The sequence below is a fragment of the Gilliamella sp. Nev3-1 genome (assembly GCF_001690435.1).
GTDB classification, from domain to species: Bacteria; Pseudomonadota; Gammaproteobacteria; order Enterobacterales; family Orbaceae; genus Gilliamella; species Gilliamella apicola_C.
This window is the reverse complement of the sequence record NZ_LZHN01000018.1, coordinates 18,379-34,457: the sequence shown is the minus strand read 5'-3', so window position 1 is coordinate 34,457 and position 16,079 is coordinate 18,379. Positions and strand designations below refer to the sequence as shown.

General features: G+C 34.2%; 15 protein-coding genes and 1 pseudogene. 10 read left to right on the top strand and 6 right to left on the bottom strand.

The window, feature by feature from the left end; translation table 11 throughout:
• Positions 1-52: 52 nt before the first annotated feature.
• Positions 53-520, top strand: a complete 468-nt coding sequence (locus A9G40_RS03615) for an NfeD family protein (protein WP_218057933.1) — start codon at positions 53-55, stop codon at positions 518-520.
• Positions 521-578: 58 nt separating this feature from the next.
• On the opposite strand, the gene yqfB is transcribed toward A9G40_RS03615, so the two are convergent.
• The 5 genes and pseudogenes from yqfB to dapD form a co-directional block, all read right to left on the bottom strand.
• Positions 579-887 (bottom strand): N(4)-acetylcytidine aminohydrolase, encoded by a 309-nt coding sequence (gene yqfB / locus A9G40_RS03610; protein ID WP_065581938.1) that lies wholly within the window; start codon positions 885-887, stop codon positions 579-581.
• A 736-nt stretch (positions 888-1,623) separates the two neighbouring features.
• A pseudogene (locus A9G40_RS15705) lies at positions 1,624-1,806 on the bottom strand (hypothetical protein); the annotation flags it as partial.
• A gap of 62 nt (positions 1,807-1,868) precedes the next feature.
• Complete coding sequence (bglX, locus tag A9G40_RS03605) at positions 1,869-4,142, bottom strand: beta-glucosidase BglX (protein ID WP_081302139.1); 2,274 nt, start codon at positions 4,140-4,142, stop codon at positions 1,869-1,871.
• A 236-nt stretch (positions 4,143-4,378) separates the two neighbouring features.
• Positions 4,379-4,870 (bottom strand): YajQ family cyclic di-GMP-binding protein, encoded by a 492-nt coding sequence (locus tag A9G40_RS03600; protein ID WP_065581937.1) that lies wholly within the window; start codon positions 4,868-4,870, stop codon positions 4,379-4,381.
• Between the two features lie 103 nt (positions 4,871-4,973).
• The gene (gene dapD / locus A9G40_RS03595) at positions 4,974-5,798 is read right to left on the bottom strand and encodes a 2,3,4,5-tetrahydropyridine-2,6-dicarboxylate N-succinyltransferase (RefSeq protein WP_065581936.1); all 825 of its coding nucleotides are present in this window, start codon (positions 5,796-5,798) and stop codon (positions 4,974-4,976) included.
• A gap of 335 nt (positions 5,799-6,133) precedes the next feature.
• On the opposite strand from dapD, the gene A9G40_RS03590 reads away from it, so the two are divergent.
• The 4 genes from A9G40_RS03590 to A9G40_RS03575 are packed head-to-tail and all read left to right on the top strand — an operon-like array spanning position 6,134 to position 7,907.
• Positions 6,134-6,610, top strand: coding sequence for a prepilin-type N-terminal cleavage/methylation domain-containing protein (locus A9G40_RS03590; RefSeq protein ID WP_065581935.1), 477 nt, complete (start codon positions 6,134-6,136; stop codon positions 6,608-6,610).
• Positions 6,604-7,167, top strand: a complete 564-nt coding sequence (locus A9G40_RS03585; protein WP_065581934.1) for a prepilin peptidase-dependent protein — start codon at positions 6,604-6,606, stop codon at positions 7,165-7,167. Before A9G40_RS03590 ends, A9G40_RS03585 begins: the two co-directional genes overlap by 7 nt.
• The gene (locus A9G40_RS03580; protein WP_065581933.1) at positions 7,151-7,585 is read left to right on the top strand and encodes a DUF2509 family protein; all 435 of its coding nucleotides are present in this window, start codon (positions 7,151-7,153) and stop codon (positions 7,583-7,585) included. The genes A9G40_RS03585 and A9G40_RS03580 overlap by 17 nt, the downstream gene beginning before the upstream one ends.
• Positions 7,578-7,907, top strand: coding sequence for a prepilin-type N-terminal cleavage/methylation domain-containing protein (locus A9G40_RS03575; protein WP_065581932.1), 330 nt, complete (start codon positions 7,578-7,580; stop codon positions 7,905-7,907). Before A9G40_RS03580 ends, A9G40_RS03575 begins: the two co-directional genes overlap by 8 nt.
• A gap of 21 nt (positions 7,908-7,928) precedes the next feature.
• On the opposite strand, the gene A9G40_RS03570 is transcribed toward A9G40_RS03575, so the two are convergent.
• On the bottom strand, positions 7,929-8,678 hold the full coding sequence (locus A9G40_RS03570; RefSeq protein ID WP_065581931.1) for an alpha/beta fold hydrolase: 750 nt from the start codon (positions 8,676-8,678) through the stop codon (positions 7,929-7,931).
• 136 nt (positions 8,679-8,814) lie between these two features.
• Between A9G40_RS03570 and A9G40_RS03565 the strand changes: the two genes are divergently transcribed.
• The 5 genes from A9G40_RS03565 to mdoH all read left to right on the top strand — a co-directional run bounded on the left by A9G40_RS03565 (position 8,815) and on the right by mdoH (position 16,046).
• Complete coding sequence (locus A9G40_RS03565; protein ID WP_065581930.1) at positions 8,815-10,758, top strand: exoribonuclease II; 1,944 nt, start codon at positions 8,815-8,817, stop codon at positions 10,756-10,758.
• 203 nt (positions 10,759-10,961) lie between these two features.
• The gene (locus A9G40_RS03560; protein WP_065581929.1) at positions 10,962-11,201 is read left to right on the top strand and encodes a YecH family metal-binding protein; all 240 of its coding nucleotides are present in this window, start codon (positions 10,962-10,964) and stop codon (positions 11,199-11,201) included.
• A gap of 223 nt (positions 11,202-11,424) precedes the next feature.
• The gene (locus A9G40_RS03555; protein ID WP_065581928.1) at positions 11,425-12,087 is read left to right on the top strand and encodes a hypothetical protein; all 663 of its coding nucleotides are present in this window, start codon (positions 11,425-11,427) and stop codon (positions 12,085-12,087) included.
• A 74-nt stretch (positions 12,088-12,161) separates the two neighbouring features.
• Positions 12,162-13,664: a glucan biosynthesis protein G gene (locus A9G40_RS03550; protein WP_065581927.1), complete on the top strand. Its 1,503-nt coding sequence runs from the start codon at positions 12,162-12,164 to the stop codon at positions 13,662-13,664.
• A 21-nt stretch (positions 13,665-13,685) separates the two neighbouring features.
• Positions 13,686-16,046 carry a glucans biosynthesis glucosyltransferase MdoH gene (gene mdoH, locus A9G40_RS03545; RefSeq protein WP_065581926.1) on the top strand — a complete coding sequence of 787 codons (2,361 nt, stop codon included), beginning with the start codon at positions 13,686-13,688 and terminating at the stop codon, positions 16,044-16,046.
• Positions 16,047-16,079: the final 33 nt, after the last annotated feature.

Below are 16,079 nucleotides of genomic sequence, written 5' to 3'. Positions count from 1 at the left end.
CATGGATTATATGTTTGAGTTTTTTAACTTAATCGATTTTGAAGGTAGCGTAATGACTAATTTTTTTATGGTTTTTTATAATTCACCTCATTGGGTGTTTATCGCTTTAGGTGGTACTTTACTGATTGCTGAATTAATTGGCACAAGTGGGTATGGGCTTTGGGCTGGGTGTGCAGCCATAATTGTTGGTTTAATGGCTTGGGCATTACCACTTTCTTGGTCAACTTTATGGATCTTATTTGCAATTCTGACTGTGATATCTGCTTATCTTTGGTGGTTTTGGCTTCGAAGGAATGGACAAGGTAAATCCAGCAAAAGTGAAATCAATCAGCCTCAACAAGATTTAATTGGTATAAAAACTATTGTCACTGTCCCTATTGTTAATGGTTCGGGAAGAGTAAAAATCAAAGATGGAACTTGGCCAGCAAAATGTAATCAAGATCTTAACGCGGGCCAGCATGTTGAGGTTATTTCTGTTGATGGTTTAACTTTATATGTGCAACCGTTAAATAGATCATGACATTAGATTGTTTTTATCAAAAATAAAAGTACGCGTTCAAACGCGTATTTTTTTATGATCATAAAAGAGAAAAACGAATTACAAAAAAATGTCTTTCATCTGGGTAAATATCTAAAATCACCTTTTTTAAATCACTCAATGTCATATTCTCTTGTTTGGCATGTTCTTCAGTTAATTGTTCAAGAGTGATTGGTGTAACACTCATTATTTTTATGTTACAAAAGTATTCATTATTTTCAAAAGTACCAACACGTAACTCATCACCAACTTTAAAGTGTGATTCACTCCTATCGCGAATAGTAATAATTTTTAAACCAGCCAAAATATCAGACTTAAAGCGTTGGTAAAAAGTAATATCATTTTGCATAGTAATTCTCCTTGTAGTTAGCCATTCTACAGTTACTCTCCTTATTTACGCTAGGTGTAATTTGAATTTTATGTAATAAATTATTTGCAAATTTAAAACAGTATCAACTAATGAATATCTTTTACAAAAAGATATTCTAAAAAAGGTTTATGGGATTTTTAGTTTTATCATAAAGAATTTTCTATTTTTTGCAGTCCTATTTTGAGGGCGGCTAAACTAGGATGCTATCATGAATAGCATCCTACCAATACTTAGTGTGACATTGACATTTTAATGCACCTTTCGGAATTGGTACATAAGCGATTTTTTTATCAGTCCTTTGCTTATTATTGCGTACTTTCAGCACGGTTTTAACATCAAAGAAGATAATATCGTACACAACGAATAAGAATAAAATACTTAAACCAGCATGAGTATAATGATTAATAATATGATACATATTATCGATTTGTTGTACTGTAAAACTTCTATCTTCTACAATACGGGCAATTATATTCCTCCGCTAAATAAAAGAATTCTTTTAGTTGAGGATCCTAATTGAATAGTCTCAATACTAGTACCCAAGTGGTACAAATTAACAACCAGATAGCCGGAATGGTAGTTACCCAGATATTAGGTTAGGGTTATTGATAAAATCAGCTTGCCATTTTTCATCAGAAATAATAATGCAATAATCCGCTAATCAATCCAATCAAAATTGTAGGCAGTATACAAACCTCAACGGTAATTTCTCCTAAATATGTAAGCCAAAATAGCTACTAATCATAATACCAAACAACGAAAAAATGCAGTAACAGACTAATTTATGAGACAAATGAACAGTCACTTGCATAAGAGGGGGAATAATTGGTGTTTTACTGAGTTAATAAGCAATCACCAAAAACACAATTTGTTGAAGAAGTGTAGGACAAGATCGAATTCAAACACAATACTGACCGCAGAAATAAAAACGTCGACAGATGTCGACGAAAAATTAAAAATTTATTTATCAAGCAAAGTGAAAGTTTGCTTATCTTGTGTTGTAGAGTCACTACCAATAAACACATTAAATTTACCTGGCTCTGCAACGTATTGCATTTTGTCATTCCAGAATTTTAACATGTCATATTTAATAGTAAATTTTACTTTACCTTTTTCATGTGGTTTTAAGGTGATATTTTCAAAACCCATCAACTCTTTAACAGGGCGACTAACTGAAGCTGTAACATCTTGCAAGTAAAGTTGAACTGTTTGCATACCTTCCTTATCCCCAATATTTTCAACATTGACTGTAACAACAATTTCACCCTCTTTGTCCATTTCAGAGCTAGATAAAGAAAAATCCATAGCAAAGTCGGTATAACTTAAACCAAAACCAAATGGAAATAATGGCTCGTTTGGACTATCAAAATACGAAGTTGTATATTTCCCCATATTTTCGGTTCCACGTGGACGGCCAGTATTTAAATGGCTGTAATAAACAGGTATCTGCCCTACATTATTAGGAAAAGACATCGGCAGCTTACCAGAAGGGTTATGCTGACCAAATAATACATCAGCAATAGCATTACCCCCCTCAGTTCCTAAAAACCAAGTTTCAAGCATTGCATCAGCTTGAGCATATTCTTCAGTTAATGTTAATGGGCGGCCATTCATTAATACAATAACCAATGGTTTTCCAGTTTCTTTTAATGCTTTGAGCAATCGTTTTTGGCTTGCTTGTAAAGATAGATCTGTTCGACTTGATGATTCATGAGCCATGCCTTCGGCTTCGCCAACAAAGGCAATAACAACATCAGATTTCTTCGCTATATTAACAGCTTCGGCAATGATTTTATCCGCTGGCCTATCATCAAATTTAGTGTTTTCTCCATATAAATTTAAAAAACGATATAAATTTACATCATCAGAAAGATTAGCACCAAATGCGTAGCTAACTGATTTTGGGTTCTTAACTGTGTTTTTGATGCCTTCTAATGGTGTTACCGCCAAATTAGTACGCCCAGCACCCGACCAACTACCTAAAATATCTCGTTTTGAATTAGCTAATGGACCTATTACCGCAATTTTCTTATTTCTGGCTAGCGGTAAGATCTTATTCTCATTTTTTAATAGCACAATGCTACGACGAGCCACATCTCGCGCTTCTTCACGATGTAGGCGGTTATTTGAAAACATTGTCTCGATATCTAATTTTGGATCTAAATAGCGATTAGGATCACTAAATAGCCCCATATCATATTTAAGCTCAAGAACTCGGCGGCAAGCTTGATTTAATTGATCTTCGGTAATAGCCCCTTCTTTCACTAATTCAGGCAAAAATTGTAAGAAATATTCATCATTCATACTCATATCAATACCAGCTTTAATCGCAACGCGAACCGCATCTTTCGCATCGCTAGCCACACCATGGTTAATTAGCTCCCGAATAGCGCCATGATCACTAACCACAACACCATCAAAATGCCATTGATTGCGCAACACTTCGGTCAATAACCAATGGTTAGCTGTTGCAGGAATACCATTAACACTGACCAGAGAAACCATGACTGCACGGCTACCAGCATCAATTGCTGCTTTATAAGGGACAAGATATTCTTGGAACATTTTTCGTTCACTCATATCTGTGCTGTTATATTCACGCCCACCTTCAACTGCACCATAAAGCGCAAAATGTTTTACAGCCGTTGCAAGCGATTTTTTATCAGCAAGCGACTGTTTTTGCATTCTCTCAACAAAAATACGCCCCGCTTCGGATGTTAAATAAGGATCTTCGCCAAAACCTTCTGACACACGCCCCCATCTTGGATCGCGAGTAATATCAACCATTGGAGCCCAAGTGATGTTCAATCCATCGGCCGTGGCTTCTTCAGCAGATATTTCTGCCACTTTAGCTATTACACTACGATCCCAACTTGATGCAATACCTAAATTAATAGGGAATATGGTTCGGTGCCCATGAATGACATCAAACCCAAAAAATAGCGGGATTTTATTCGGAGATTTTAAAGCTCGTTCTTGCATTTGCGACAGATCAGGCTCGACAATGGTATTAAAAATACCACCAACTTCACCCACTTCAATGTTATCAAGCACTTTATCTAAAGTTAAATCGCCCCCAACACTAATCAAACGTAATTGGCCTGCTTTCTCTTGAATCGTCATTTTTGATAATAAATTATCAATAAAAACTTTCTTTGCTTCGCTATTGAGCTCTTGTGCAGATAGATATCCAGAAAAGATAAGAGAAAGTAAAAATAGAGCTAATTTTTTCATCATAATAAATATTGTTATAATTAAGAGGGTAGACAAGTAGATAGCATAACGTATTCATAAAAAAAAATCTTGCTCTTTACGCTACTTACATTAGTGTTTAAGAAATCATTTCTGTGATTACCTAATAATTCCATGCCCAAACATAGCTTTTCCTAGAAATTTTTTACCAAAATAAATTGTAATGTTTAAAGGACAATATTGTCGACATTTGCCGACAATATGAATTCAATAAAAGGTTAGTCTCTAAAATTAGTAAACTGAAACGGTTGACCAAATTCGCCATTTTTAACTAACGCTATAGTAGCTTGTAAATCATCACGCGATTTACCAGTAACGCGAACCTGTTCGCCTTGAACTTGAGCTTGTACTTTAATTTTGCTATCTTTGATTGCTTTTACAATCTTTTTAGCTAACTCTTTATCAATACCCTGTTTTAGTTTAACTGTAACACTATAGAGTTTGCCGCTATGCTCCATTTCTTCAGGGATTTCAAGCGATCCACCATCAATACCTCGCTTAGCTAATTTGTCGCGTAAAATATCAAGTAATTGTTGTACTTGGAAATCTGATTGGCTTGTAACTTTGATCGTTTCACTTTTTTCATTTAATTCAAACGATGCTTCAACATTTTTAAAATCCCAACGGGTCGTTAGCTCTCGGGTCGCATTTTCAACCCCATTTTTAACTTCTGGCATTTGGATTTCTGACACAATATCAAAAGAAGGCATAAATTCTCCTCTTCCAATGGTTAGGATTCTCAATTAAACCACTAATTGTAAATAAAATCATTGTCGCCTAATAATTTAGGCGGCTTCAACATGTAAACGTAAATTAATCAATAGTACGAAGTAACTCATTAATGCCCACTTTACCTAAAGTTTTAGCATCTACTTTTTTCACAATAACCGCACAATAAAGGCTATACTTGCCATCTTTGGTTGGTAAGTTACCAGAAACAACGACAGAACCTGCTGGCACTCGCCCATAATGTACTTCACCGGTTGCTCTATCGTAAATTTTAGTGCTTTGACCAATAAATACACCCATTGAAATGACACTGCCTTCTTCGACAATCACGCCTTCCACGATTTCACTACGAGCACCAATAAAACAATTATCTTCAATGATCGTTGGATTAGCTTGTAACGGCTCTAAAACACCACCAATACCGACACCACCTGATAAATGAACATTTTTACCAATTTGCGCACATGAGCCAACAGTTACCCATGTATCAACCATTGTACCTTCATCAACGTATGCGCCGATATTAACATAAGAAGGCATTAATACAGTATTACGCGCAACATATGCCCCTTTACGTGCAATTGCGGACGGAACAACACGGAACCCTTCTTGTTGGAATCTTGCTTCATCATACTCAGCAAATTTTAATGGAACTTTGTCATAATAGTTAGTCGGACCACCATCAATCAGTTGGTTTTCATTGATTCGGAAAGAGAGCAAAACTGCTTTTTTTAACCATTGGTGAGTAACCCAATCCCCATTAATCTTTTCGGCCACACGCATCTTACCGCTATCTAATAAATGGATACATTGGTTAATTGCATCGCGTGTTACTACATCTACATTAGATGGTGTTACTTCAGCACGACGTTCAAATGCTGCTTCAATAATAGTTTGTAATTGTTGCATCTCTCGTTTCCTTTAACGTTTAAGTCCGTTAGCAAATAATAAATGGATAAACAGTATAATATAATCCGCTTTGCTTTTTAAGTGGTTTAAGCAGATCACTAAATTCAGCACATTCTCTATCATTTTTTATAATTATCATTTGCGTAAAAAACTAAAACTCCACTATAAATAAAGCCAATAATATCGCTAGTATTCTTGATAAAACCTTATTCAACCTTTTTTATTAAAAATCGTAATTTATTTGGATAGTGGATCACAAATTCAGATCTTTAAATAACTAGTTATTTTATTCAAATATATGCTCGAACTCTCACAATATTTACAAAAGACATACTATGCATGATTTGGGATTCTCATTATTAGAATTGTTAATAACTGTTTGTATCAGTGCTATTTTAGCCTCTATCGGTATTGAGCATTGGAAAGAACAACAACTGCAAAATGAATTAGCATCTACAACTAAGCAATTGGCCTATTTTATATACGAAGCACAAATAAAAGCATCAAGTAAAAACGAAAACTATATTATTCATCAATTTTCATCACCTTGGTGTATCTCAATTACCAAGGCTGACAAACCACCTACATGCAGTGAAGGCATACTTTATTTTGTCAAGCCCAATAATTCTGTTCAAATTAGTGAGCTATCAAACAATAAAAGTGCTTTTATTCTAGGGCGTCGCAACATGGCACAAACCATGTCTTTTCAATTAAAAAATAAAATAGGTACCAGTAGAATTTTTGTTTCTTTGCTTGGGCGCATTCGATTTTGTGCGGAAAACTGTTATATAGCTAGTTTACCACCATGTTAAAAGTATCTGGATATTCCTTGCTAGAAATGCTCATTGGTTTGGTACTATCAAGTTTAATAGTTATTGGCATGACTGCTTTTTACATCAAATTGCAAACAAACATCATGCAATATTATCAAAAAATTCGCTTACAACAAGCCATCGATTTTGGGTTAGCTGGTTTGAAAAAAGATATAAAAAGAGCTGGTTTTATTGCTAATGATCCAAAAAAAATGACAGATAAAGCTATTGAAATTAAGGAACGGGCAAAATGTATTATCCTTCGATATGATAGCGAAATTCGAAATTCTTGGGTTTGGAACAGAGCCAACCCAACAAAGTCAGATGTCTTTACTTATCGCTATAAAGAAAACAACATAGCCTATAGAACAGGATCGTTAGATTGTTTTGGAAGTAAATGGGAAAACTTATTCGATTCAAATGAAATCAAAATAACCCACTTTGCAATAAGGCAATTACCAAATGCTATTAGTTTATCAATCAATGCTGAATTAAGAAAAAACAAACAGATTAAATACTATGTAACTGAAATTATCAAAAATGAAAACCTATTTTAGAAAAAATTCTCCATCATCTGGATTTAGCACTATTTTAATGATGATGATGTTAATGACTGTGGGATTGGGGGGATTAATTGGTTTTAATTTACTTATAACCTCATGGCAAAAAACAATCTTGATAGAAATTAAATACTATCAAAAATTTAATCATTCCAGTTCATCTTTAACTTGGGCAATAAGCCAAAATTGGCAACCACCTAAAGCCAATTGGCAATGTATGACTGAACCAACTTATCACTTAAAAGCATGCATAAAACAATCTTTATTAAAAATAGATGATTACGTATTAATAAGAGGCGAGGCCGATGACTTTTTTTTGTATACACTTGCACATTTTGACAATAATCGATTGATTGTGGAAAAAGGACATTGGCTCGATTATTGCCCAGAAAAAAAGGCTATTTATTGTGAATAATAAAAATATAACTGGCTTTAGTCTAATTGAAGTAATGATAGCAATATTACTATTTTCAATGATCATGCTTGGTTTTATCAATTATCAACAAACATTGTTCAACAAACATCGCTATTTTGCCAACAACTTACGTGCTAATAAAATTGCTTTTCAGCTACTTGATAGCTATCCTTATACTATCAGCCAAATAATCCCTTCTGGTTGGCAATATAACATCAACACTCAAATATATAATGCTCAATGTAAAATGGTTTTTATAACGATTAAAACATCCAATAAGCAAACCATCCAACAGCAACGCCTTTTTTGTAATTCACCTTAATATTTATAGGCTTCATGCCATTTAATTCCCTAACCAGCTATGTAAAATTTTCAGTACTTGCTGTGTTTTTTCAGCATGAACATTGTGACCTGCACCTTCAATCAACTCAATTTTTGAATCTGGAAATTGCGAAAAAATGGCTGGGTAAAATTCATCAATAATGTAAGAAGAATTGCCACCACGAATAAATAGAGTGGGTTTTAACCAAGGTGGTATTGTTTGCCAATCACAAATATGACCATACTGATCATTAATTGCTTGAATATTAAATGACCATTTTTCATTTTTAAAAGATTTTAATAAAAAAAGTATGGTTGGCATGTTAATACCTGCTTGTTCCATTAAATTCATGATCTGTTTTTTATCGGTAATATGATTTTTGAGACAATAAACTAATACTCTTAAAATAGTAGCATTAGCTGAGCGGTGATACTTTATCGGCGCAATATCAATTGCAACAATTTTTTGGATAGTATCTGATATCACTTGTGACAGTTGCAAAGCAACTTTGCCGCCCATAGAGTGACCAATTAATATCACATCATTTAAGCGTAAATCATGACAAAGCTCGGCAACATCTTCAGCCATAACTTGATAACTTATCTGATCAGACCAAGGTGAATTTCCATGATTACGTAAATCAACTTGAATTGTTTGATAATGTTGCACAAAATCTTTTGCTAGCATATTCAAATTATCTAAACTGCCAAAAACGCCATGCAAAAGCACTATCGGCTGCCCATCACCCTGTAATTTGTAATTTAATTTCATAGACTAATTTAATCCATTATTTTAAGTGGCATTATTATACGTCTATTTTCAGCGCTATTACCGATTAATTCAATAACCAAAACTTGCATAACTATGATAGAATTTAACCCAAATTTTTTAAATAGTGTTAAGGCATATGTTTCAAAATAACCCTCTACTGGCACAATTAAAGCAAGAGCTTCATGAACAAACCCCACGCGTTGAAGGCATTGTTCGAGCACATGAAAAAGGATTTGGTTTTTTAGATGTAGATAATAAAAAAAGCTATTTCATCCCTGTTGCTAAAATGAAAAAGGTTTGTAATGGCGATAAGGTTTCTGGGGCTGTAATCAGTAATAACGGTAAAGAAACTTTTGAACCTGAATGTCTAATCGAGAGTGCATTACAAAAATTTATTGGCAAAATAGGTTTTCAAGATCGTGCAATGGTTATTTATCCTGAAAATATGCCCGCTAATTTTGCCATTCGTTGTAAAGTACACAATCAAGTTAGCGAAAAGCTAAAAGAAAATGATTGGGTTGTTGCAATGCTCACTTCTCACCCGTTACAAGAAAAAAGTAACCATTTTTTTGCTGAAATTACTCGTTTTGTTGCTGACAGTAATTCTCCTTACCAACTTTGGCTAAAAACATTAGCTCGTTATGATTTAGAAACGATCCCGCCACACACCGAAGTATTAGGAATTAACGATGCAGAGCTTAATAATCGCCAAGATTTAACTGATGTTAATTTTTTCACTATTGATAGCGAAGATACCGAAGATATGGATGATGCAATTACGGTTTCTAAAAATGAACATGACCATTATCAACTTATGGTTGCTATTGCTGACCCCACCGCTTATATATTACAAGATAGCGAATTGGATAATATTGCCAAGATCAGGAATTTTACAACTTATTTGCCAGATTTTAATATTCCCATGCTACCCAAAGAGCTTGCTAATGAGCTATGTTCATTAAAAGCGAATCAAAAACGACCTGCTATGATATGCAAAATAAATATTGACCAAGCAGGCGATATTATTACCGATGACATCACCTTTATGCCGGCTTGGGTTGAGTCAAAAGCTAAACTAACTTATCGTAATGTTTCCGATTTTCTAGAAAATAGTAGTGAATTAGCAAATAATAACCCTAATATTAAAAAACAACTTAGCTGGTTAGCTGACTTAGCTAATATTCGCACAGTATGGCGGCAAACTCATGCACTCGTTTTTAAAGATAATGGCGATTATCGTTTTGCTCTAAATGAAAACCGCCAAGTTAAATCAATCATTAAAGAAACTCGTCGAATTGCCAATCATATCGTTGAGGAAGTCATGATTCTAGCAAATCAAGCTTTAACATTACAATTACAAAATAAAATTGGCTTTGGAGTTTTTAATATTCATTCGGGTTTTGATAATAAATATATCGAACAAGTGCTAAATTTTCTCAACGATAATGGGATTACTGAATTTGATAAAGAATCTCTATTATCTTTTGATGGCTACGTAAAGTTGCGTCGGATGATCGACAACATCCCATTTTTAGCCACAAGGCTTCGCAAGTTTCAAAGCCCTGCAGATTTTTCAATTGAGCCAAAGCCTCATTTTGGTTTAGGATTCGATGCTTATGCAACATGGACATCCCCAATACGTAAATATGGCGACATGATCAACCATCGGCTAATCAAAGCATATATTCGCTTACAAGAACTAATTCCACCAGATAAAGAACAACTAAAAACCATGAATGAAAGGCGAAAGATGTTACGCTTTGCTGAGCGTGATATGGCTGAAAACCTTTATGCTCAATACTTATCAGATAAAATTGGCGAAAGTTACACAGCTGAAATTATTGATATCAATCGTGGTGGAGCTCGAGTTCGTTTATGTGATATAGGCGCTTTTGCATTTGTACCGCTTTCAATGATTCATTCAGTCAAGGAAGAAATCACTGCCCTACCCGATGAAGGAATAATCAAAATCGAAAATAAAGTTGGCTACAAACTTGCTGATATTATCTCAGTTGTAATTCACCAAGTTAAAAGCGAAAATCAATCAATTATTGTAAAATTAGCTAATAATAAAGAGTAAAATAAGATTATTCTCGATTGAATATTTTGCCTCATTTGTATTAGTTACGCCCCTGATATAAATCAGGGGGAAGCAATAAATAAAATTGACAATATTTTTAATATCTAACCACTTTTTTTTACTCATAATATTTGCTATCTTTCGCCATTCTAAATGGCGAATATTATACATTAAATAAACAACAATTTGCAGAGGAGGTTTTAATGTCAATTCACGGGCATGAAGTATTGCATATGATGGAAGGAAACAATTACACAGAATCTTCCTTATTTAGTGCTATCAAAAATAAGTTTGGTGAAAACGCCGTATTTCACACCTGCTCTAAATCTAATATGAATGCCGAGCAACTTATTGCTTTTCTAAAAGCAAAGGGTAAATTTAAGCCTTCTGTTGCTCATAAATCTGAATTTACCGTCGATAATAAAAAAATATGCAAATATTAGGAAGAAGTAATTATATCTAATGTAGGCTTTTTATAAATTTAATTTAATCTACTGGTATTATTTAAAAAAATAAGAGTATATAATTTCTGGCTATATTAATAATTGTTATAAGTGATTTTTGTTATAAAAATGCAACTAAATGAGTAATACTGTTACTCCCTTTGAAATTAACCGAATTGAAATTAACCGAAATAACTAAAAATATGCTCATGGAATTTGATAAATGAAAGTAAGTAAAATCCTTATATGCACCATTATTTCTATTCTTGCCGCAGGCTGTGCAAAAAAAAATTTGCCTACAAAAAATAGCGAGGCAATTTCAAAGACAGAGCAACTATCTTTATTAAAACAGCAAACAGAAGCTAATGACCCCTATGTCGTTGATGCTAAAACTCAATTGCTGCAAATTATTGGCGATAAAAATTTCGACAACTATGTTATTAAACGTGGCATCTTAAATTGTAAAAGTGACAATACCCCATCATCTTGTGTATTAAGTTTTTATCTGAACGAAAATTATAAGTTAAAATATGATATGCAACTTAAAAAAGTAGTTGAAGAAAATCAAGCTGAACATAATATTGAATTAAGCAAAATAAAAGCAACCGAAAACAATATTAAAAATTATTGCCAGTATTCGGCTGATTTTGTTACTGCAATTTATACCAAAGATACCACTAAAATAAAGCAATACTTTCAGCCACAATTCAAAATGTCTGAACAAGATATCTTATCCTTACAAACAAAGATTGCCAAAGATAACTATTCTTACTTCCTGATCGATGAAAATCCTAGCATTCTTCAAGAGATCAAAGTAGATTATGTTGAAAAATGCTTGAGTGATCCAAAAAAAAATATTATCAATTACTTCAATATTTTTAGATAATAATGCGAGTCTGTATGTACAACTTATTACCCAATACCCCTTTTAGTAAAAAGCTAATTAGCAAGGTGCTTTGCATGGCTTGCGTTTCTTGCATTAGTTTTTCTTCGTGGGCTTTCTCATTTGATGATGTAGCTGAAAAAGCAGAAAAACTATCCAAAAAGGCTTATGTTCAACCATCTAAAAATATTCCAAATGAATTAGCATCTTTACAATTTGCTGATTATCAAAAAATCCTATTCAATCATCAAAAAGCCTATTGGGGCGATCGAAAAAATCGTTTCAAACTTGAGTTTTATCATGAAGGGATGTACTTTGATGTTCCAATAAAAATCAATGAAATTGTCGATAATAAAGTTAACCCAATCGAATATGATCCAAATTATTTTGATTTAAGCCCAATCAATCTCGATAAACTAAGCAGTAAAAATCTTGGGTTTGCTGGTTTTAAAGTCCATTATCCGATTAATAATCCAACAAAAACTGATGATGAAATTTTTTCGGCTCTTGGTGGCAGCTATTTTCGTGCCGTGGGAAAAGATCAACATTATGGTCTTTCAGCTAGAGGCCTTGCCATTGACACAGGTGAAATGTCTGGGGAGGAGTTTCCGCGTTTTAAAGAATATTGGATTGAAAGGCCTGAACCTAATCAAAAACACTTGGTTATCTATGCATTACTCGATTCGCCTAGTGTAACTGGTGCTTATAAAATTACGCTTGTACCAAGTATTGATACGACGATCACCGTACAAGCAAGAGTATTTTTCCGCAATTCAGTAAAAAAATTAGGTATTGCACCATTGACTAGCATGTTCTTATTTGGCCCTAATTATCCATCACCATTGCTAAATTACCGCCCTGCAATGCATGATTCTAATGGCCTTTCGATCTTAGCTAGCAATAATGAGTGGATATGGCGTCCATTAAATAACCCTAAACGTTTATCGTTTTCATCTTATAGTTTAGAAAACCCGAAAGCATTTGGGTTAATTCAGCGTGATAAAGGTTTTGATGATTATCAAGATCTTGATGATCACTATGAACAACGACCAAGTGTTTGGGTAGAAATACTAAACAACTGGCAAAAAGGCCGTGTTGAATTAGTTGAAATCCCAACAGCTGATGAGACTAACGACAATATCGTTGCATTTTGGGTGCCAGAAAAACAATACCAAGCTGGTGATGTGCTTGATACTAAATATCGATTACATTATACCTTAAACGAAAAACAGCGTTATCCCAATAATGTTGCACAAGCAATTAGTACACGCTTATCGCTAGGCGATATAAAACAAGCTAATTTAATTCGTAAACTTGATGGCTCTAATGCATACGTAATTGATTTCGCAGGCCCTGAATTATCAGAAAAAGATCCAGTTAAAGTGATTTCAAGCATTAATAATGGTGCTATTGTAAGTTGTGACGTGCAATACAATCCAATAATTAAAGGTTGGAGAGTCATTGTTCGATTCAACGTTGAAGATAATAAAAAAGCAACAGATATTCGTATACAACTTGCTTCGCAAGCAACCAATGAAGTGATTTCTGAAACGTGGAGTGGGCAATACCCCGCACAATAATTATTATAATAAGCTAAAAATATGAAAAAAGATTACTTTGCAAATCTTTCTGGCGCTAAAATTTGGCGTCAGAAATTTGAAAACAATGTGATTCCACCTGACGATGTCGAATTTTTAAAATATCGTTTAAATCAGGTTGGCGATACTTGTTCTTTTATTGATGAGCGGCAACAACAACCAAGTTACCCTGAAATGGATCGCGTTTCAATTCAACCCCAGATCTGGAACCAACGCTTTATTACCAAAGCAAAGCATGGTACTAATATCCTTGCTTTAATTCGCCGTTTTATTATGTTTACACTCATTGTAGTACAAACATACTACGGAACCACTTATCTATCATCGTTATTGCCTTATCAAAGCTGGCAAAAAATCAATTTCATGGCTAATTGGGATATCAATCCTGAATTAGCTGTTTACAGCATAATACCTTATATTATTCAAGGCGCGATTATTACCTTATTCGCGATTTTATTTTGCTGGATCTCTATTGGATTTTGGACCAGTATTATGGGGTTAATTTTAGCTGTAATGGGTAAAGATCGTTATACTATCCAAATTCCCACAGATCCAGCAGCGCATATTGATAGCAAGCATCGAACCGCATTAGTCATGCCAATTTGTAATGAAGATGTTGCTCGAGTATTTGCTGGGTTACAAGCAACTTATCAATCTTTAGCTGAAACAGGCCACGCAGCTTGTTGTGATTTTTATATATTAAGTGATACTAACGATCCCGATCTGTATGTTAACGAACTTAAAGCTTGGGCTGAATTTAATGCAACAAAACAAAACAATGGTTGTAACGTTTTTTATCGCCACCGCAAACGCCGAGTAAAACGTAAAAGCGGTAATATTGATGATTTTTGCCGTCGTTGGGGCCATCAATATGAATATATGATGATCCTTGATGCCGACAGCATTATGACTGGTGACTGTATTTTAAAAATGATCGCCATGATGGAAATGACGCCTAAAGCAGGTATTTTACAATCACCACCAAAATCAGTAAGAATGACGACGCTTTATGGTCGTATTCAACAATTTGCCAACCAGATTTATAGCGATATATTTTGCTCTGGTACACACTTTTGGCAATTAAGTGAAGCACAATATTGGGGACATAATGCAATGATTCGTTTAAAACCTTTTATTGAGCATTGCATATTATCACCATTGCAAAAACGTAATGGTCCAATCCATATCTTATCACATGATCTAGTTGAGGCGACGCTTATGCGTCGTGCTGGCTATGGCGTTTGGATCGCTTATAATATGAATGGTAGTTACGAAGAACTACCAGGTAATATGATAGAAGATCTAAAACGAGACAATCGCTGGTGTATGGGAAACTTGATTAATTTAAGATTAATTTTCAAAAGTGGGATTAAATTGACACACCGCATAATGTTTGCAACCAGTGGCATGGCCTATATTTCATCATTATTGTGGTTGGTGTTTTTAATATTCTCAACCTTATTATTATTAGTGTTTAATATTTCCGAACCTCAATATTTCTTCCAACCTAACCAATTTTACCCAACTTGGCCAAGGTGGGATGAGCAATTGGCTATTCAACTACTTTCAACCACGATGGTTTTATTGTTTGCACCTAAATTCTTCAGCTATGGCATTATAATAGCGAGAACGAGAGCAAAAGATGTTGGTGGTATTCTTAAATTAACTCTATCGATATTTGTTGAAATGATTTGGTCAATGATCTTAGCTCCAATCCGGATGATCTTCCACAGTAAATTTGTACTTAAAGCTTGGATGGGCAGTAAAATCCAATGGAAATCTCCGTCCCGAAGTGATGATGCGCTAACGTGGGGGGAATCATTTTATTTTTGTTGGCCATTATCATTATTAGGTATTGTATGGTTAGCTGTGATTATCTGGTTAAACCCACAATTTACTTATTGGTATATAGCCATATTGATACCTTTAACCATTTCTCCTTTAGTGATTAGAGTATCCGGGCTTTCAAGCATTGGTATGAAAGCAAAGAAAATGGGATTATTCTTAACACCAGAAGAAACACATCCAGCAAGAGCCGTCACACTCACTGGAGAATATTTAGTTAAAACCGAAGCGGCATTTGTTGAGCATGGCTTTATTATAGCATTAGTCGATCCTATCTATAACGCACTTGCTTGTGCATTATCCACTTCTCGACATTTACCTAATACTAAAAATCAGCAAAAACGTATTGAGCTTATTGAACAATATCTGCAAACTGATTTAGAAAAAATCAATAAAGAACAACAGTTAGCAATTTTAGAAGATCCAATTATTCTTTCTGCATTACATCACCATATTTGGCAACAGCAAGAAAAATACGACAACTTATTTGCTTTGTGGCAAAATGAACGCCAACAATAAAAAATAGGGCCTATGCCCTATTTTTCTTCTTTT